General features: G+C 46.2%; 15 protein-coding genes and 1 riboswitch. Of the genes, 9 read left to right on the top strand and 6 right to left on the bottom strand.

The features are described 5' to 3' along the window. Positions 1–28: 28 nt before the first annotated feature. Genes ACK5NH_RS05820 through ACK5NH_RS05805 form a run of 4 tightly spaced genes read right to left on the bottom strand, consistent with a single transcriptional unit; the run spans position 29 to position 3,197 of the window. A complete protein-coding gene (locus ACK5NH_RS05820; RefSeq protein WP_416918251.1) occupies positions 29–1,429 on the bottom strand; it encodes a COG3014 family protein in 1,401 nt (466 codons plus the stop codon). Further along, positions 1,426–1,971 (bottom strand): peptide deformylase, encoded by a 546-nt coding sequence (def, locus tag ACK5NH_RS05815; RefSeq protein WP_416918249.1) that lies wholly within the window; start codon positions 1,969–1,971, stop codon positions 1,426–1,428. The genes ACK5NH_RS05820 and def overlap by 4 nt, the downstream gene beginning before the upstream one ends. Before the next feature lie 53 nt (positions 1,972–2,024). Continuing rightward, the gene (locus tag ACK5NH_RS05810; RefSeq protein ID WP_416918247.1) at positions 2,025–2,237 is read right to left on the bottom strand and encodes a SlyX family protein; all 213 of its coding nucleotides are present in this window, start codon (positions 2,235–2,237) and stop codon (positions 2,025–2,027) included. Between the two features lie 9 nt (positions 2,238–2,246). Further along, positions 2,247–3,197, bottom strand: a complete 951-nt coding sequence (locus ACK5NH_RS05805; RefSeq protein WP_416918245.1) for a WD40 repeat domain-containing protein — start codon at positions 3,195–3,197, stop codon at positions 2,247–2,249. Between the two features lie 154 nt (positions 3,198–3,351). On the opposite strand from ACK5NH_RS05805, the gene fkpA reads away from it, so the two are divergent. The 6 genes from fkpA to katB all read left to right on the top strand — a co-directional run bounded on the left by fkpA (position 3,352) and on the right by katB (position 10,600). Then, complete coding sequence (fkpA, locus tag ACK5NH_RS05800; protein WP_416918243.1) at positions 3,352–4,125, top strand: FKBP-type peptidyl-prolyl cis-trans isomerase; 774 nt, start codon at positions 3,352–3,354, stop codon at positions 4,123–4,125. Positions 4,126–4,749: 624 nt separating this feature from the next. Further along, positions 4,750–7,362, top strand: coding sequence for an extracellular exonuclease ExeM (gene exeM / locus ACK5NH_RS05795; protein WP_416918241.1), 2,613 nt, complete (start codon positions 4,750–4,752; stop codon positions 7,360–7,362). 129 nt (positions 7,363–7,491) lie between these two features. Beyond that, positions 7,492–7,947: a hypothetical protein gene (locus ACK5NH_RS05790; protein WP_416918239.1), complete on the top strand. Its 456-nt coding sequence runs from the start codon at positions 7,492–7,494 to the stop codon at positions 7,945–7,947. A gap of 108 nt (positions 7,948–8,055) precedes the next feature. Continuing rightward, positions 8,056–8,493, top strand: coding sequence for a PaaI family thioesterase (locus ACK5NH_RS05785; RefSeq protein WP_011716039.1), 438 nt, complete (start codon positions 8,056–8,058; stop codon positions 8,491–8,493). A 53-nt stretch (positions 8,494–8,546) separates the two neighbouring features. Next, complete coding sequence (locus ACK5NH_RS05780; protein WP_416918237.1) at positions 8,547–8,792, top strand: hypothetical protein; 246 nt, start codon at positions 8,547–8,549, stop codon at positions 8,790–8,792. A 347-nt stretch (positions 8,793–9,139) separates the two neighbouring features. After that, positions 9,140–10,600, top strand: coding sequence for a catalase KatB (katB, locus tag ACK5NH_RS05775; RefSeq protein ID WP_416918235.1), 1,461 nt, complete (start codon positions 9,140–9,142; stop codon positions 10,598–10,600). Positions 10,601–10,670: 70 nt separating this feature from the next. On the opposite strand, the gene ACK5NH_RS05770 is transcribed toward katB, so the two are convergent. Next, the gene (locus tag ACK5NH_RS05770) at positions 10,671–11,225 is read right to left on the bottom strand and encodes a TMEM165/GDT1 family protein (protein ID WP_416918233.1); all 555 of its coding nucleotides are present in this window, start codon (positions 11,223–11,225) and stop codon (positions 10,671–10,673) included. A gap of 400 nt (positions 11,226–11,625) precedes the next feature. Then, a riboswitch (cyclic di-GMP riboswitch) is annotated at positions 11,626–11,721 on the top strand. Positions 11,722–11,846: 125 nt separating this feature from the next. Between ACK5NH_RS05770 and gbpA the strand changes: the two genes are divergently transcribed. The 3 genes from gbpA (at position 11,847) to ACK5NH_RS05755 (ending at position 17,441) form a co-directional block, all read left to right on the top strand. Beyond that, positions 11,847–13,322, top strand: coding sequence for an N-acetylglucosamine-binding protein GbpA (gbpA, locus tag ACK5NH_RS05765; RefSeq protein WP_416918231.1), 1,476 nt, complete (start codon positions 11,847–11,849; stop codon positions 13,320–13,322). Between the two features lie 559 nt (positions 13,323–13,881). Next, positions 13,882–15,057: an aromatic amino acid transport family protein gene (locus tag ACK5NH_RS05760; RefSeq protein WP_416918398.1), complete on the top strand. Its 1,176-nt coding sequence runs from the start codon at positions 13,882–13,884 to the stop codon at positions 15,055–15,057. A 227-nt stretch (positions 15,058–15,284) separates the two neighbouring features. Next, a complete protein-coding gene (locus ACK5NH_RS05755) occupies positions 15,285–17,441 on the top strand; it encodes a S46 family peptidase (protein WP_416918229.1) in 2,157 nt (718 codons plus the stop codon). 515 nt (positions 17,442–17,956) lie between these two features. Here the strand turns inward: ACK5NH_RS05755 and ACK5NH_RS05750 are convergent. After that, positions 17,957–19,069: a hypothetical protein gene (locus ACK5NH_RS05750; protein WP_416918226.1), complete on the bottom strand. Its 1,113-nt coding sequence runs from the start codon at positions 19,067–19,069 to the stop codon at positions 17,957–17,959. Positions 19,070–19,115 lie beyond the last annotated feature (46 nt).

The raw sequence follows: 19,115 nt of genomic DNA, 5'->3' as shown, positions 1-19,115 counted from the left end.
TCGTTTTATTCAAACATTCACCGCTAGGTTAAATGATTATTGAATAAATTCGGGTGTAATTACCAGTATCAATTGCCCAGACCAAGGTGGTCTTGCCTGCGGCAACTTCAATTTTGGCCGGTGGTGCCTTGTCCAACTGCAGCGTGTATTCTCCCGGATTGAGGTAACGTCTGCCAATTTGCGCCTGTTTGGGCAGGGTCAACCAACTGCGGCGGTCCGCCTGTTCGGTGACGACGTTAAAAATCTGCATCGCGATACTGCCAATATCGGCGGCATTGTTGCCAGGCTTACCGCTTTTTTCGACCTGATAGGCCATTTCCGATTTGGCATATACCCGCGCGACTTGGCGGACCAAGGTGCCAGGTAAATCTTCCTTCAGTGCGGTAATGGCTAAGGCATCGATATTGGCGATGGGCTCGGTCTTAAGCACAGTGCCTAAGCCTTGGACTTGGGTCTCGGGCACAAAATTATTGTTTGGGCCATAGGTTGCCAAAGACACGGTTTGCCAGTTGCCATGGATAGTGAAGGGCACTGTGAGCGCCTGTTTTTCGGGTACAAAGCCTTTTTCGACCATGAGAATGACTTGGCCTTCACCCGCCTTTGGAAGCTTGGCATCGCCCCAGCGCTTTTTAAACTCATCGTACTGTGGCATGCCAAGTTGCTTGGCAAGACGCACTAAATCCTGTTGCAGATAAGTGTTATCTGGGCTGATTTGCGCCGCTTTACGATAGTCGATAAAGGCATCGTTTGGCTCGCCTAATACCTCGTGAAGCAACCCCGTAGTGTAGTAGCTGTAGGCATTGAGGAAGGAGCTGGTCACTGTGCCTGCGGCTTGGCCGAGCTTATTCACTTCAGCATCGATGGTGCCATTGGCCATGGCTTGCACGGATTCTTGTGACTTCTGATAACGCTCCTGCTCAGAGCCTTGCAGCTCGTTACTGCGTCGAACTTCCACCAATGCGCCTTGATAGTCACCGCTGAACAGGTAATTCAAGGCTTGATATTGGTGCAGCATAATGCGCTCGTAGCCTGGGCCACGGTAGGGGATGGCATTATCGTTTAATACTAAGCTTGTGGCGGTTGCGCCTATGTCGCTGGCGCTAATCTTGGCTTTATCATCGAAGGCAGTATAGGCCTCGACCGCCTGCTGGTAGTACTTACGACTGCTGGCAAAATCTCCGGCAACCTGCGCCACGCGTCCCGCTTCTTGGGCGTAGAGTAGGCCATCGTTACCTTGGATATTGCTGGCTAATTTCTCGATATCCGCCATGGGCGTTGCGGTATTGAGTTCTTGTTTTATCGGTGCAATTTGCGCCGGATAATTGATAAAAATACTGTTATAGGCACAGCCGCTCGAGCCTAAGATCGCGGTGAGCATCAGTGTACTGATAGTGGGTCTGATTAAAGAGTGAATGAAGGTGCTGTTCATGCCTGTGGTTTACCTTCTAGCGCCATTTGTTTTTGTTCTGGCATTTGTGAACGCTCAAGCAAAGTGATCCCCTGAAGATGATCAAACTCATGTTGAAAAATACGAGCAATAAAACCTGTTAACTCAGTCTGTTGCCAGTGCCCTGCAAGATCTTGATAGCGCACTACAATAGTCTGGTGGCGCCAAATGCTAAACCTTTTGCCGGGAACCGATAAACAGCCTTCCTCACCGCTGACCATGTTTGCGGAGGTGGATAAAATCTGCGGATTGACCACCACTTCGGGGTTCATCAGCGGTGCATCGGGGTAACGCTCGTTCGGCCGAGATGCCATGATAAAGAGGGCGAGTGGACTGTGCACTTGCGGTGCGGCGATGCCAACACCCTTTGCGGCCACCATGCTTATCGCCATCTGCTCTGCTAATTGACGTAACGCATTATCGAAATCGCGTACTTCAATTGCCTGCTGCCTTAAAATGGCTTCACCCACCACGGCTATCGGCAGTGGCTGATTGGTCGAGGGTAATATCTCATCTTTAAACATCACATTCCTTGGATATTTATGGGCCATTGTGTCGTTAACGGGTTCAGTTATCCCTAGTAATGGGGGGGAGGCGTTTCTTCTGCTTGGGTCGCAATATTGCTTGGTTCCATCGCTTTTAACTTACCAATCAGTAACTGGATTTGCTGTTGCTGGTGGCCGATGAGTTGATTTAGCTTAATCACCTCTTGGTTTAACTCTTCGACCGTGAGCTCTTGAAAAGCCAATTTAGTTTGCAACTCTTCAATTTGTTCTTGTACGCCTTGCATGACTAACCTCTACTCCTGCCAAGTCTCAACTAGGCCTTGGCTACTGATACTAACCACTTTATTGGTATCGCGAATTGCCACAGAGTATACAACGGCTCCTCGGTTTTGGCTGTTTTTAGTCAGCGCAATTTGCCACTTAGCAATAGGTTTACCTGTTTCGCGTTGCCAGAGTATGACTTCGCGGGCGGGCGTGCCTGTGAGCAACTGAGTGTCTTGCTTGGCGAAACGCACCGCAGAGAATGTCATTTGCCGACGTTTAATCTCTAATTGATTTAACAGCTTACCATTAGTGTTGTCCCAAATGTTCGCTTTATTGGTACTGCCATTGGTAAAGCTTAAAGTGCCGCTGTCGTTGAGTGCCACTTTAGTCACCCTACTACCTATATCCCAAGTGTGGATAGGTTGCCCAGTTTGCGCCTGCCACAAGATAGCCTGCATATCATTGGAACCAGAGAGGGCAACGCGCCCATCGGCAGAAAGCGCGACCGTATTGACGCGCTCCTTATGACCTAAAAATTTAATCAGTGCCGTTTTGGCCGCATTGAGGGACATCACGCTGCCATCGTTTAAGCCGATGAGTAAGGCGCCATTATTGGCCACCGCCACACTCTGCCCTGATGCGGGTAGTGACCACCATCCACGGGATTTGCCGTCGGCTATTGTCCATAGGGCAACTGAATCGCGGCTTAACGAGGCGGCGAACTCGCCATTAGGCGAAATGGCGGTTGCAGTGACACCAGTGTTGAGGTCGCCATGCACCCATTGGTATCTGATAGTGTGAGTGGTTAAGTCCCAACATTGCACCCCTTGGCTTTGGGTGGCCACAATGGCAATATTGCCGTCGCTTGAGAGGCTGGCGCTGTATGATGGCTCCTGTGAAAGTACACGAATATCATCGGCTTTTGGCTGACATGCCGTTAAAAATATTGTGCAAAATACCAGCAGTAGGGTTTTCTTCATGAACTTGCTCCTAAAGTTGGTGTCTTTAGTCCGGTAGAGTGAGATTAATCACAGTTAACACATAACAGAATCTAGTTGGTATAACCCAGATAACTAGTATACAGTTGTCGCGCTTAGGTTATTGTAACCGCTTGAGGATGCTGAGGAAGCTTTAATGAAATCGATTTATAAATTATCGTTAGTTGCATTGGCTGTTATTGGCCTATCTGCTTGTAATCAAGAAGAAAAAGCAACAAATGCAAGCACAAATGTTGAATTAACGACTGAAGCCCAAAAAGAAGCCTACAGTGTTGGTGCTTCAATCGGTCGTTATATGTCTGGCCATATCAAAGAGCAAGAAGAATTAGGCCTGCCAGTTGACCGTACGCTGATCGTGACTGGTTTTACTAACGGTCTGAATGATCAACTGAAATTAACCGAAGAAGAAATGCAAACCATTCTTCAAGGTTTAGACAAAAAGTTAAACGACAAACGTCAAGAACAAGCGACAGCCATTGCTGCCAAAAACATCGAGGACGGTAAAAAGTTCCTCGAGGAAAACAAAGCTAAGCCTGGCGTAGTGACCACTGAATCGGGCCTGCAATACGAAGTGTTAACGCCAGGTTCTGGTGACAAGCCAGCGGCTGAAGACACTGTCGAAGTGGATTACGTCGGTACTCTACTTGACGGTACTGAGTTTGATAGCTCTTACAAGCGTGGTCAAACTGCTAAGTTCCCATTAAACCGCGTTATTCCTGGTTGGACCGAAGGCGTTCAGTTAATGCCTGTTGGTGCTAAGTACAAGTTTGTTATTCCTTCAAACTTAGCTTACGGTGAGCGCGATACTGGCACAATTCCACCAAACTCAACCCTGATTTTTGAAGTTGAACTGAAATCAATTGAGAAAGCGCAAGCGGCTCCTGCTGCAGCTGAGCCTGCTAAAAAGTAATTTTTAGTGATGGCGGTTTGACCAGCGCTAAGTTTTACATTCATAAAATACCGCCTGTTTAGGGCGGTATTTTTTTGCACTAAAAATGACTGAACAGTGCAGTGACCGACACAAATAAGCCGACGGGAAACTTGTTAAACTGTTTTACACCATCTAGCAAACGACCAACTGATAGGCATTTTAAATCGAGCTAGCGTTTAAATGATGGATAAGGAGTATTCTTTTTGCAACGAATAATATTTCATAATAATGATCGAATAATTAAGTTTTAAATAAATTCCCATGGTTTAATTTACTGGAAATCAATATATTATTCAGAATGCCATGCCTAAAAATGTCATCAAAATATCATATTTATTTTTTGATTGTTATTTGCTCGTTTTTAATGTGATATGTGGTTTTGATGTCTTTATCTTACTTATTGTTTTCTTACTGCTTAATACTTTTGTGTTATACCACTGTTCTGAATACAAGACAGTTGAGTTTGTAAAATTTCATTTTCATCAATATCTTATGCATGCATAGTGAGATCTTCCCCTCTTTTTTTAGCTATTCAACTCTGGAATAATCCGCCCGCACGTTAATAAAAATTAGCGGCGATATTATAATAATGGGGTTGATAATATGGATAATGTTAATAAGTTAACGGCTATATCTTTAGCTGTAGCGGCAGCTTTGCCAATGATGGCAAACGCAGATGTGATGCTCACTGAATATGTTGAAGGTAGCTCAAACAACAAAGCTATCGAGTTATATAACAGCGGTGATACGGCAATTGATTTAGCGGGTTATAAACTCGTTCGTTATAAAGATGGCGCCACTGATGCCTTGGATATGCAGGTATTAGATGGACAAAGTATTGCGCCAAAATCCACAAAAGTAATTTTAAACTCAAGCGCAATCATTACCCTTCCTCAAGGTGTCGACAGTTTTTCGGGTTCTTTAAGTTTTAACGGTGGCGATGCGGTTGCCTTAGTTAAAGATGGCGCCGTTGTCGATATTATCGGCGATGTGCCCACGCCGACAGGATGGGGGCTCGATGTCACCCTTAAGCGTAAACTCGATTCATTAGTTGCCAACACTGTTTTTAATCCTGCCCAGTGGGAACAATTACCTAAGGACACTTTCACCGGTTTAGGTTCGTTAGAAGCTGCGACTGAGCCTGAAACGCCCGTCTTTAGCTGCAGCGGCGCGAAAATCGTCCCTATTTATCAAGTCCAAGGCGCGGGTGAATCTAGCCCTTATGTACCTGAAGGCGCATTCGAGTCTGAAGCCGAAGTGACGGTTCGCGGCGTGGTCACCGCCCGTGGCGAGAGCTTATTTAAAGGCTTCTACCTCCAAGAAGTGAAGGGCGATAACTCGCCATACACCTCCGACGGTGTGTTCGTGTTTTTAGGTGAGAATCCACCAGAAGCGATTCAACCTGGGGTTGAAGTCTGCGTTCAGGGTAAGGTGAAGGAATACTTCGGCCTAACCCAAATCGATATCAAAGCCGATAAGAAATTTGAAGTCGGTACTAAGGGCGAAGTCCCTGCTGCTGCGCCATTCTATGTGGCTGACGGCGAAATTTTAGCGCAGGCATTAGAGCGTTATGAAGGCATGAACGTGAAATTGGATGCGGGCAGCGATCTGAAAATCAGCCGCACCTTCAGCTACGACTATGCGGGCCGTCGCAATAACATGTTGGTGTCTTACAAGGCGCCATTGATGAAGCCGACTCAGCTCTATCCTGCACTGTCACCAGAAGCGACGGCATTAGCGAAAGCTAACCTTGAGAATCAACTGTTTATCGAATCGGATTACAAGCCTGCCGATGGTGTTATTCCTTACTTCCCAGACTTTAACGTCGAAACCGGTTATATCCGTGTGGGCGATCAGTTGACCAACCTCGAAGGTGTCATCGGTTACAGCTATGGTGCTTACCGTTTAGTGGCGACTAACACTATTACCGCTGGCGACTTTATCCGTGGTGACGATAGAACCGACGCGCCAAGCGTGGCGACTAAAGGTGATATCCGTGTTGCCAGCTTTAACGTGCTGAACTTCTTTAACGATGTCGTTGGTGGTGATACTAACCCATCGGGCAGTAACCGCGGCGCATTAACCGAAGAAGAAATGTTACTGCAACGTGCGAAAATCGTTAGCGCCATCACCGCCATGAACGCCGATATCGTGGGCTTAATGGAAATCGCTAACAATGGTTTTGGTGAAAAGAGTGCGATTAAGAACTTAGTCGATGCCTTAAACGAGAAGCAAACCGCTGACAATGCTTACAGCTTTGTTGAAATCACCGATGAAGATAAATACGACGGTAAGTACTTCGGTAGCGATGCCATTACTGTGGGTATGCTTTACCGCGCGGGTAAAGTGAGCCTAGCGGGTGCGGCTCGTGCGATTGATACCCCTGAGCAACATGTGACAGCTGGCAGTGTGACTCGCACTAAAGATGGCAAGACTGAGACTAATCCAGGTAACGATGCTTACCAACGTCACAGCTTAGCGCAAACCTTTAAGATCCATGATGAGAACTTAACCGTTGTTGTTAACCATCTGAAATCAAAAGGTTCAGGCTGTTTAGAAGATTGGGTTAACTTCGAAGAGTCAGTGGATCCTGCAGATCAACAGGGCAAGTGTAATGCTTTCCGTGTATCGGCAGCAAAAGTGCTCGGCGAAGCCTTAAAAGATGTTAAGGGCGATCTGCTGGTGATTGGTGATATGAATGCCTACGGCATGGAAGATCCTATCCGCGTATTGACCGATTACGATGCGAGCATATCTGAGCGCGACATCATGACCGCCTCATGGACCACCTTAGATGGCAAAGTGTTTGAGCGTCAAGGCAGCAAGATTGAGAAGGGCTATGGCCTAATCAACCTTAATACCAAGGCCCATGGCGCTGGTACTTATTCATACAGCTACAACGGTGAGTTAGGTAACCTAGACCATGCCTTAGCAAACACTAGCCTTGCCAAGCGTTTAGTGGATATCGAAGATTGGCATATCAACTCGGTTGAATCTAACCTGTTCGAGTACGGCAAAAAATTCTCTGGCGAACTGGCCAAATCTGAGAATGCTTTCTCAGCTTCTGACCATGATCCTGTGATTGTTGCTCTTAGCTATCCAGCGCCTGTTGAGCCGCCAAAACCTGAGCCAAAGCCGAAGGATGATGGTGGTGCGCTAGGTTACTTAGGCCTGGCCTTGCTATCCCTATTCGGTTTACAACGCCGTCGCCGTTAATCGAGTGATTGAATGCTCACGGCTAATTTTGTGAGCTAAACTCAGAGCTAAGGGATGGTTTTACCATCCCTTTTTTATGGCTTGAATCGGGTGAAATACCGAAAACGTTCGTCAAACGGAGAATAGAAGATGGCAGCGACTGGCTCCTACCATTCAGCCTTAGTGGCGAAAGTGCCATTGTGGTTTTATTTTGTCGCACTCGTGAGTTTGTTATGGAACATCATGGGCTTATTGGCATTTATTATTCAAATGACCATGACGCCTGAGGCCATGGCGCAGATGAGCCCAGATCAGATAAAACTCTATGAATCTACACCCGCTTGGATTGATTTTATCTTTGGATTTGCGGTGGTTTCTGGAGTAATAGGTTGTCTGTTGTTACTTATTAAAAAAGCCTTTTCCTATAAAGTGTTAGTTGCATCGTTAGTCGCGGTATTGCTGCAAATGGGCTATGTATTTGGTATTCAACAGGCGGCTGCGGTATTGGGCAGCGATGCTCTTATTATGCCGAGCGTAGTGATCCTGTGGGGGATTATCTTAGTTTGGTTTAGTCGTTTTGCGGTAACAAAGCACTGGTTAACTTAGGCGTAGCGTCTCCTTGCCGTCTCGTACAGATTTAGCCAATGCTTGGGTGTTGAACTTCAGTCACTTCTTAGTAAACTGCAAGCTGGTTTTCTTTACTAGGATGTTGAAATGAGTATTTGGTTTAGACCGGTAACCTTAGAAGATTGTGCACGTTTAGATGCTGGCATGGGCGGTAAAGGCACGCTGATGCAGACCCTAGGGATTGAGATCAGCGAGATTGGCGATGACTACATGAAGGCGACTATGCCAGCCACGCCCGCAGTACATAATCCCTTAGGCATTGTCCATGGCGGCGCGAACGTCGCTCTGGCCGAAACAGTGGCCAGTTATGCCGCAAACTTTGCGGTGGATTTCGAGCAATATTATTGTGTTGGACAAGAGATTAACGCCAATCATTTACGCGCTTCGCGTAATGGCGTACTGACCGCAACGGCAAAACCCGTTCATTTGGGTAAACGCAGTTCGGTGTGGGAAATCTTAATCCATAATAGTGCAGGGGAGTTGACCTGTATTTCAAGGATGACGGCGGCGGTAGTAAAACGCTAAGAAGGCTCAACCAACCTGTTTTAGTTGTATCAATCGATAAATAAGGACGTGATATGGATAGTGCAATGATGTGGGAATGGGTTGGTTATTTAGCGTCTGTGGTGGTGGCTATCTCTTTGATGATGTCTAACATCAAAAAGTTACGCTGGTGGAATTTGCTGGGGTCTGCATTATTCGTTGCCTATGGGGTGGCGATACAAGCTTATCCGGTGGCGGCGGTTAACTTTTTTATCGTGATAATCGATGCCTATTATTTGGTCGTCATCTATCGCGGACAGGCGGCCTCTGTCAATGAGTAATATGTAGCACTTTGAATCAATTGAAGTATTTTTTAAGTTTGTCTTAAGCTCGAGTTCTCATTTTTTGCTAAGTCGGTTTGCGTTACGGCTGGCATACTCTTTATTCTGTTGCTGGCTATTTCATCGCATTCAGGGAGTTAACTTTACTCCCTGAATGATCTAAACACTCTTCGTTAATCTGAAATGTAGATTGTTTGAATCTATGTTAATCGTTTTATTGAATGTGTATCTTTGTCTATTCTAACTCCATCGACAAAACGTCGCCCCGCCAAGGAGATAAGCCATGGCCACCATTTACGATTTAATTGAATCTTGGGTTAACACCAATCAAGAATGAGGAGCAAGGTATGAGTCAACAGTATTTAACAAGCCAAAGCGGTTCTCCAATTGCTGACGATCAAAACTCATTGTCAGCGGGCGAGCGTGGCCCTTTACTACTGCAAGATTGGCATTTAATTGAAAAGCTTGCCCACTTTAACCGTGAGCGTATTCCTGAGCGTGTTGTGCATGCCAAAGGCACTGGCGTATACGGTACTTTCACCCTTACCAAAGACTTAAGCGAATACACCATTGCTGACCATTTTAATGGTGTTGGTAAGCAAACTGAAACCTTCGTGCGCTTCTCTACCGTAGGTGGTGAAATGGGCTCTGCCGATGCCGAGCGCGACCCCCGTGGTTTTGGTCTGCGCTTTTATACCGTTCGCGGTAATCACGACATCGTGGGTAACAACACGCCGACCTTCTTCCTGCGTGATGGGATTAAGTTTCCAGACTTTATCCATACCCAAAAGCGTAACCCATTGACGAATTTGAAAGATCCACAAGCCATGTGGGACTTCTGGTCATTAAACCCTGAAGCCATGCACCAAGTGACGATTCTGATGTCTGACCGTGGTATTCCGGCAAACTACCGCCAAATGCATGGTTATGGTTCGCATACTTTCTCGTTCTGGAATGCTAAAGGTGAGCGTTTCTGGGTGAAGTTCCACTTCAAATCGCAGCAAGGCGTGGTGAACTTAACGAACGAGCAAGCCGATAAGTTAAAGGGTATCGACCCTGACTCATCCCAGCGCGATATGGTGGTGGCAGTGACCGACGGTAACTTCCCACGCTGGACTGTGAACGTACAGGTTATGCCTGAGAGCGACGCTAACACTTACCATATCAACCCATTCGATTTAACTAAGGTGTGGCCACATGGCGATTACCCGTTAATTGAGATTGGTGTGTTAGAGCTGAATCGTTTACCGCAAAACTACTTTGCTGAAGTCGAGCAAGTGGCATTAGCACCGAGCAACTTAGTACCAGGTGTAGGCGCATCGCCCGATAAGATGTTACAGGCACGTTTATTCGCCTATGCCGATGCGCAGCGTTACCGTATTGGAGCGAACTACAACCAGTTACCAGTAAACTGCCCACATGCGACTAAAGCCAATCATCATCAACGTGCGGGGGCCATGGCGGGAACGCAATGCCCGTACCACGGTAGCCAAACCGGTGGCGATGCCGCGGCCAACTATGGCCCAAACAGCACTGCGGGGGCTTTAGTAGAACCGGCAAATTTTGCCGAGCCACCACTGCGTTTAGATGGCGAAGCGGCGCGTTACAGCCGTTACAATCAGGATGATTACACGCAAGCGGGTAATCTGTATCGCATCTTAAGCGAAGCAGAGAAAGCGCGCTTAGTGGAAACGATTTCTGGCTCACTGCGTCAGGCAAGTTTGGATGTACAGCAACGTATGCTGGCACACTTCCACAAGGCCGATGCGGATTACGGTCAACGGATCCAAACTGCACTCGGGTTATAAGCTTAATTAACCCATGAAAAAGGCCAGTGTTATCACTGGCCTTTTTGTTTATCTAAATTTAATCAATTGGTTAAAGCACTAGCGTTGCGACACCTAACAGGGCGAATAAAATCGCGCAGCCCCTGTGGATCCACTTCATTGGTAGTTTTTCGGCACTAAAATGCCCTGCAATCACCACTGGGACGTTCGCCAACAACATACCCAAAGTGGTACCTGCCACCACCATGGCTAATGCATCGTATTTGGCCGACAACACTACTGTTGCGATTTGGGTTTTGTCGCCCATTTCGGCAATAAAGAACAGAATAAAGGTCGCGATAAAAGGCCCCATCTTATAGAAACGGCTTTCTTCGGCGTCTACTTTATCGGGGATTAACACCCATAGCGCAATCGCAAAGAAGGAGGCGGCAACCAAGTAGCGTGCTACATCCGGGCTTACCCAGTTAATCGCCCATTGGCCAAGCCAAGCGGCGGCAAAATGGTTAAATAGGGTTGAGAGTAAAATACCCAAGATAATCGCGGTTTTATTTTTAAATCTTGCAGCGAGCAATAAGGCAAGCAGTTGAGTTTTATCGCCAATCTCGGCGATGGCAACCGTAAAGGTTGAGGCGAGTAACGCTTCCAAGTGTGATCCTTTTAGGGGTGGTTTTTGACATAAGCACAATAGACCGTCCACCCCTAGGTGCGGTTATTGTGCTCAGGTCTTGCAGGACAAATCGATGATTTGCTGTGAACACCATGGCATGCGGCCAAGTATGTTGATGTTCACCCTGAATATCGACGGCTCGAAATCCAGTTAGCTACTCCCCCGAAGCGAGGAGGGCATTATACCCAAGTGAAAGCCTGTTTCAAGGGTAAAGTCATTAAGCTTAAGCGCAAATAATATGACAGGTGCCAATAAAATACCGCTCATCGTTTTGTAATGCATTGAATTGTAACATTTTAATTTTTGACAACGTTGTCTTTTATTGTTAGGTTAGCCCTGTCTCAATTTAAGTTACATATTGTTAACTTGAATGGAGATCCATCGTATTTGGCAAACTAATTGAAAAATTAGGACGCAAAGCCTCCGGTCTAAGGTTGTAAAAGGATGTTGTAACTAAGATAGCGGGGTTGCCTCAGAATTGAGCTAATGCTTTAAATTCTTTGAAAAATAAACGGCTTTGCTTAATGCTGTTTTGCCTAAATACCACTTTTATACCTATGCCAATCTCGTCGAGAAAGGCACCCTACGGAGTACATTAAAGTGGAACATCTAACTGCTTTTTCACCATTCACAAACGCTAAACTCAAACAATCACAGCTGACTCGCTTAAGTCTTATAGCCTTGGCCTTAAGCGTGACGAGCGGGCTCATAAGCCAAACGGCGTCGGCCCACGGTTATGTGGTGGCGCCAGAGTCACGTTCGTTTGCCTGTAAAACCGGCAGCAATTTAAACTGCGGCGCCGTTCAGTGGGAGCCGCAAAGTGTTGAAGGTCCGTCAGGTTTTCCTGAGTTAGGCCCTGCAGACGGTAAAATTGCCAGCGCAGCCAACGGAGCGTTTTCTCCCTTGGATGAACAGAGCCCAAGCCGCTGGTCTAAGCACGACATTAAGTCGGGTTGGAATGCCTTTAGCTGGCAGTTCACCGCCAACCATGTGACCCGCAATTGGCGTTATTATTTAACTCGCCAAGGTTGGGACCAAAACCAAGCACTGAGCCGAGCAAGTTTTGACTTGGCGCCCTTCTGTGTGGTCGACGGTGGCATGGTGCAGCCGCCTAAGTTAGTGACACATAACTGTTATGTGCCTGAAGACAGAACCGGTTATCACGTGATTTTGGCCGTGTGGGAAGTCGGTGATACCACCAACAGTTTCTATAATGCTATCGATGTGAACTTTAGTTCAGGTGTTGTAGTGCCGGGCGAGTGGACCGATATTGGCGATATCAATCCGTCACTCGATCTTAAGGCGGGTGATAAGGTGATGACGCGGGTGTTTGATGCTAATGGCGAGCAAACAGCCAAGCAAACTCAGATAACCATTGCCGACACTACTCAAGGCACCAGACAAAATTGGCCTTTCCTGTTAGCCAGCGCCATTAATGCCCAGCAGCCACAACTTAAGGCGGGGCAGAAGAATGCCTATGGGGTGATCTCGCCCGTTTACGGGAAGAATGAAATCTATGCCGCACCTAATTCGGGCTTAGAGCGAGTGGAAGTCAGCTTTGATATTGCGCCTGCGCCGGGCAATCGGCTCGATGTAACGTCACTCGCCGATGACTACACTATTGTCGATGGTGCCGCTCAGGTGAGCTTAGATGTGAGCACTAATACGGACATGCAGGTATCAGCTTATCTGTTTAGCCACGATGGCACGGCAGCCGGTTATGTGACACAAGCGGTTAATAATACCAGCGCGAGTCTGGTACTGGATGTGGTTGCACCAAAGGCTGGTCATTATCACTTACAGGTGAAGGGCGAGCCTAAGCAAGGTGAGGTTATCCAGCAAAACTTCGATCTGTTCTTAAAAGATCAAGCCACAGCGCCCGATGCCGATTTTGTCTTCCCCGAGGGCATTAAAAACTATGTCGCGGGTACTAAGGTGCTGCAACCTAAAACCGGCAAAGTCTATCAATGTAAACCATGGCCCTACAGCGGTTATTGCATTCAATGGTCGCCAACTGCAACCGGATTCGAACCGGGTGTCGGTGGCTCTTGGGCTATGGCGTGGACAGAGCTGTAATTCATTGATGTGAAGACGTTGTCAGGCGCTTTACAACACGCCAAAGCATAACTTTGTTATGCCGCCACTTGGATCAGATAAGCGAATTGATAAATCCTGCAATGCCACAGGTGTTGCAGGGTTTATTGTTTTGATAACAGCTCCGCCTCGATTTTTTATCTTTTACTCACATTTCCCCATCGGATAGCCAAGGCGGCGTCATCTTTGTCTATAACTGGCTTGCCCGCTGGGATAGGCTCTGTTAATGTCCCTAGCTATCTTCTATTACGCGCGATGTCGCTGCTTTGCTAAGGCAATCACGGTTGAAATTAATGTCACTTTTCTGCAAACGATTTAGTTAGCCTCAATGGCTACTGGGTTGAAATATTCAAAAGCTATTGGGGCCAATTGATCTGCTCTTTGAGATCGGATTGGATGCTTTAAGTTTAGTGACGCTTTTCGTTTGAGATTGCTGTTGGCTTAATCACAGAGTGCGCAAGGCTTTATCCTTCAAATCTACTCAAAAAACCTTAAAAAATAATAATTAATACATGAACAGGATAATTGTGTGAATTCAAAAATGTTAGGCTCGATAGCCATTGTCGCGGGGACCGCCATTGGCGCGGGAATGTTAGCCTTACCCTTAGCCACGGCCGCCTTAGGCATGGTGCCAGCCATTTTGCTAATGGTGGTGATTTGGGGCTTGTCAGCCTATACCTCATTGTTAATGCTTGAGATTAACCTGCGCTCAGGCGTCGGTGATAACGTCCACGCCATCACGGGCAAACTCCTCGGCAAGAAAGGCCAGATGGTGCAAGGCGCCTCTTTTCTCAGCTTACTCTTTGCTTTAACAGCAGCCTATTTGACGGGCGGATCATCGCTGTTAGTACTTAAAGCCAAAAATATGTTCGACCTAGTGTTAGATAACCAACTCGCGGTCGTGCTGTTTACCTTAGTGCTGGGTGGATTTGCGGCCTTAGGCGTGGCTTGGGTCGATAAAGCTTCGCGCTTCTTGTTTTCGCTGATGATTTTATTGCTGATTGTTGTCGTGCTGTTTCTATTACCCGAAGTCAGTATCTCGAGTATGGCAACCAGTGCGGTGGCCGAGTCCATGACCAGCAGTTGGATGGCGGCGATTCCCGTGGTGTTTACTTCTTTTGGCTTTCACGTGTGTATCGCGACCTTAGTACGTTATTTGGATGGTGATGCTGTTTCGCTGCGCAAGGTATTATTAATCGGCTCAACCATTCCACTCGCTTGTTATATCTTCTGGTTATTGGTGACCTTAGGCACAGTTGGTGGCACCGAAATCAGCAGCTTTAATGGCTCTTTACCTGCGCTTATCAGTGCATTACAAGAGATTGCCCATACGCCTTGGATCAGCAAATGTATTTCGCTGTTTGCGGATTTAGCCTTAATCACCTCTTTCCTCGGGGTAACCTTAAGCCTGTATGATTTTGTGGCCGAACTGACCCGCGCGAAGAAGACCTTCCTCGGCCGCGCCCAAACTTGGTTATTAACCTTTGTGCCACCGCTGTTATGTGCGCTCTATGTCCCCGAAGGTTTTGTTGCCGTATTAGGGTTTGCAGCCGTGCCGCTGGTGGTGATGATTATCTTCCTGCCGATTGTGATGGCACTGCGTCAGCGCCAAGCCGCGCCGCAGGGATACCAAGTGTCTGGTGGGGCATTTGCTCTCGGTCTTGCGGGACTGCTAGGCGCGGTGATTATCGGCGCTCAGTTATTTGTCGCGCTGTAAGCTAAGGTCATTTAGCGTACTTAAGTAGGTAAGTGATGATGAATGTATTTGCTTTGTAAGCGAGTTTTTCAAACTCTGTTATTGAGTGCGTGCGATATGCTAAAGTCAGGCCCAGTGCCTGACTTTTTGCTTTTTTAGCGTTAACCAAAGCGGCATGTAATCCCAATAAATATAAGAAATGGCCTCGCAAGCGCTCGGCTTTCTTCACCTAAAACGGACTTAAGATAATGAAAAAATGGTTACTCTCAGTTGCCGTGGCGGCGAGTTTTGCCTCCCATGCCGATGAAGGCATGTGGCAGCCACACCAATTGCCCGCAATGGCCGACGAACTCAAAGCAAAAGGCTTAGAGATTGATGCGAAATCGATCTCCAAACTGACTGAATTCCCCATGAATGCCGTGATTAGCCTAGGTGGCTGTACGGCATCTTTTGTTTCGCCAAAAGGCCTTGTGGTGACAAACCATCACTGTGCCTATGGTTCGATTCAATATAACTCGACTCCAGAGAAAAACCTGTTACAGGACGGTTTCTTAGCCAAGACCTTTGCCGATGAATTACCCGCGGCGCCCGGTTCTCGCGTTTATGTCACCGAAGATGTCACCAATGTCACTGAGCGAATCAATGCTGGGCTTGAAAACAAAACGGGCCGTGAGTTTTATCAAGGCGTTGAGAACCAAGAAAAAGCACTCGTTGCCGAGTGTGAAAAGGATGAAGGCTACCGCTGCCAAGTGTATAGCTTCCACGGTGGCTTAGAATATTATCTGGTAAAACAGTTAGAAATCCGCGACGTACGTTTAGTCTATAACCCAGCGGGCAGCGTCGGTAAATACGGCGGCGATGTGGATAACTGGATGTGGCCGCGCCACACGGGCGACTTTTCCTTCTACCGCGCCTATGTGTCTAAAACCGGTAAACCCGCTGAATTTAGCGCCGACAACGTGCCGTACGAGCCAAAGAGCTTCTTAAAAGTCTCGGCCAAAGGTGTGAGCGAAGGGGATTTTGTGATGGTGGCGGGTTATCCCGGCCGTACCAACAGATACCGCACCGCGAACGAAGTGCAAAATCAGTTCGAATGGGCTTACCCAGAAGGCAAGATGCTGCGCGAACGTTTTATTGAAATCATTAAAGAAACCGCGCCAGAAGGCAGCGACGAGCGCATTAAGTACGAGAGCCAAATCGCTGGCTTAGCGAATTACGCTAAAAACTTCACTTCGATGATTGAGTTTTATGGTAAATCCACCATGTTAGCCGACCGCAAGGCCCGTGAAGCCGAGCTTGCCGCATGGATTGCCAAAGATAGCAGCCGCGAAGCCAAATACGGTAAAACCTTAAGCGAATTAGACGCGCTGATCGCCAAGAGCAAAGCCCATCAAGAACGGGATATGATTTTAAGCTACATTGGCAACACTACTATGGTGCCAACGGCGACCAATCTGTACCGTTTGGCCCATGAGAAGCAACTGCCTGATATGCAACGTGAACCTGGCTTCCAAGACCGTGATATGACGCGTTTCAAGGCGAGCATGGAACGTATCGACCGCCGTTATGCGCCAAGTGTCGATAAGGCCGTACTCTTAGATATGCTTAAACGTTATGCCGCGTTACCCGAGGCGCAGCGCTTACCTGCTATGGATAAAGCCTTTGGTATCGATAAAAAGGTTAACGAAGCTAAACTGGCTAAAACCTTAGACAAAATGTACGCCAAAACCGAGCTGGGCAACAAAGATGTGCGTTTAGCTTGGATGGAAAAATCCGTTGATGATTTCAAAGCCTCTAAGGATCCTTTTATTCAATTCGCCGTGGCCATGTATGACACCAACATGAGCGAAGAGAAGAAAGAGAAAGAGTTAGATGGCGAGTTGATGAAAGTGCGTCCGCAGTATATGGATGCCATCATCGCCTATAACCGTGAGCAAGGTAAGCCAGTGTACGCCGATGCGAACTCTAGCCTACGCGTGACCGTTGGCCATGTTAAAGGTTATGAACCTAAAGATGGTTTAGTGGCTAAGCCTTTTACTCGACTCGAAGGCATAGTGCAAAAAGACACTGGCGTTGACCCATTCGATGCGCCGAAAAAGCAGTTAGAGCTTATCAAGCAGAAGCAATACGGTGATTTCTATGTGAAAGCCATCGATTCTGTGCCGGTAAACTTCCTGTCGACCTTAGACACAACGGGTGGTAACTCAGGCTCTCCAACCCTAAATGGTCGCGCCGAACTAGTAGGTTTACTGTTCGATGGCGTGTATGAAAGCATCATCGGTGACTGGGCGTACGACGATAATATCAACCGCTCAATCCAAGTCGATAGCCGTTATATGCTGTGGGTAATGAAGTATTTAGATAATGCTGACAACCTATTAGCCGAGATGGAAATCGTTAAGTAATCCATCACCGCATCGCACAGGTGCGGCAAGTATCATTGCCTAATGCTTGTGTCGCATGATTTAGGTGATAAATAGGTAGCAATTGCAAGACAATAAAAAGCGATAAACCAATGTGGTTTATCGTTTTTTTGTATGTAATGACTTGCCGATAATTGTTGAAAGCAGTATTGCTAGGCGAGCCATGGTATTCGCTCACCGACACGCAGCAAGTCCATCCGTGGATGCTCGACCGCCTCGTCCTTGAGGCGGACGGTCGTCTCGCCAATCACCATGACTCACCCTTTTAGCATCGGTGTAGCTTGCAGGTTTTAAAGAAACACACAGCATGCTTTGGGACATTTTCGAGTTAAAGCCTTAACTCTAACGTGTCTATTTGGGATAAAAATATCTATGGAGATAACGCCCGCTTAAGCGGACAAAAATTGTTGGTTACAATGCGGAGCGAAGCGGAACCTAACAAACTGTTTTTGTTACGTTTAAAGCGCTTGTTATGTTCGTTTTTCAGTAAACTTTTCTTACTTGATTTTACTATAATCACCAAGTGACATTTTCTGAAATGTTCTACCTTTGGTGTCGAAAATTTCTAATTCCATCATGACCCCATGTACTTTATACATGCAAACAAAATATGGAATTAATTCATTTCCTAACTCTTGAAACTTAACTTTTCCCAGCGAGCGAACATCTGTTATTCTAATTTTCCATTGATTTAGAATTTTATCTACACCTAGAACATTATAATTTAAAACCGCAAAGACATTTCCAATTTGAGACATAATTGACTCTATTGTTAATTCGTAGCATTCATCGTTAGTGGTAACATCTTTTTTCACTTCAAGCTCTGTACTAGATAACTCAAGGCATGTTTTGAGTAAAATTTGAATGCAATCTATGGCTTTAAATAACTCAAAAAAGTCTTCATATTTTAAAGTAATAGAACTATTGTTATTATTTCCGTACTCACAATAAATAGAATCTGAGTTTTTACTATATTTATAAGATGAATGGTTACTTATATTTCGCCATTGATTTAGTGGAACACCTCTTAATAATGTTTTGAGAACAGCATCAATATCATCTGAAGAGTTAATTAATTCAGAAACAACTTTGCCGTTTGACAAGTTTGTTTTGTTTCCATACAAAGAAGACTCTTTACTACAAGTCAGGATTCTATAAACCAACTGTAGCTGTGGGTACAAGCTACTTTCAACTATCTCGCCCAACGAAGAAAAACCTGACTTGATAATTGTTCTTCTATTTTCTAAGTGAGCTGTATTAGCCAGTGCTGCAGCATCTTGATAACTAACAAGTGCTTCGTGAATTTGCAGATCAAACTCGGCATAAAACGTCCGTACTTCATCTTTGTGATCTTCAAGAGCGACTCGCAAGTTTTTGAAGAAGAAATCTATAAAGTCTTCGTATACAGTTCCTTTTGCCCATTTAATAAACATGACTTCAAAAGCAAATGCCTTACTACTTACAATAGCCTTAATGCGTTTTTCATCATTAATATATTTACTTAAAACTTTAACTGAGAACAGGTCAAACTCTGCTATTGATTCAAATTCAATCCCTTTCAGGAGGTAAGAAGCTTCCATTTGACTATTAATTAAGAACTTATCATCCATAATTATTTACTCCGAAATAGGCAAAATTTTGCAAAAGAACATAACA

Origin of the sequence: Shewanella sp., assembly GCF_047975355.1 — a bacterium.
GTDB lineage: Bacteria > Pseudomonadota > Gammaproteobacteria > Enterobacterales > Shewanellaceae > Shewanella.
The sequence above is the reverse complement of the archived record's forward strand: the minus strand, read 5'-3'. Positions and strand labels throughout refer to the sequence as shown.

What these genes read in the sequence shown, in the direction of transcription:
- def (WP_416918249.1), bottom strand. Translation starts at nt 1,971, where the DNA reads ATGTTTAAAGATGAGATATTACCCTCGACCAATCAGCCACTGCCGATA.
- ACK5NH_RS05810 (WP_416918247.1), bottom strand. Translation starts at nt 2,237, where the DNA reads ATGCAAGGCGTACAAGAACAAATTGAAGAGTTGCAAACTAAATTGGCT.
- ACK5NH_RS05780 (WP_416918237.1), top strand. Translation starts at nt 8,547, where the DNA reads ATGGATAGTGCAATGATGTGGGAATGGGTTGGTTATTTAGCGTCTGTG.
- katB (WP_416918235.1), top strand. Translation starts at nt 9,140, where the DNA reads ATGAGTCAACAGTATTTAACAAGCCAAAGCGGTTCTCCAATTGCTGAC.
- exeM (WP_416918241.1), top strand. Translation starts at nt 4,750, where the DNA reads ATGGATAATGTTAATAAGTTAACGGCTATATCTTTAGCTGTAGCGGCA.
- fkpA (WP_416918243.1), top strand. Translation starts at nt 3,352, where the DNA reads ATGAAATCGATTTATAAATTATCGTTAGTTGCATTGGCTGTTATTGGC.
- ACK5NH_RS05805 (WP_416918245.1), bottom strand. Translation starts at nt 3,197, where the DNA reads ATGAAGAAAACCCTACTGCTGGTATTTTGCACAATATTTTTAACGGCA.
- ACK5NH_RS05755 (WP_416918229.1), top strand. Translation starts at nt 15,285, where the DNA reads ATGAAAAAATGGTTACTCTCAGTTGCCGTGGCGGCGAGTTTTGCCTCC.
- ACK5NH_RS05750 (WP_416918226.1), bottom strand. Translation starts at nt 19,069, where the DNA reads ATGGATGATAAGTTCTTAATTAATAGTCAAATGGAAGCTTCTTACCTC.
- ACK5NH_RS05820 (WP_416918251.1), bottom strand. Translation starts at nt 1,429, where the DNA reads ATGAACAGCACCTTCATTCACTCTTTAATCAGACCCACTATCAGTACA.
- ACK5NH_RS05790 (WP_416918239.1), top strand. Translation starts at nt 7,492, where the DNA reads ATGGCAGCGACTGGCTCCTACCATTCAGCCTTAGTGGCGAAAGTGCCA.
- ACK5NH_RS05785 (WP_011716039.1), top strand. Translation starts at nt 8,056, where the DNA reads ATGAGTATTTGGTTTAGACCGGTAACCTTAGAAGATTGTGCACGTTTA.
- ACK5NH_RS05760 (WP_416918398.1), top strand. Translation starts at nt 13,882, where the DNA reads ATGTTAGGCTCGATAGCCATTGTCGCGGGGACCGCCATTGGCGCGGGA.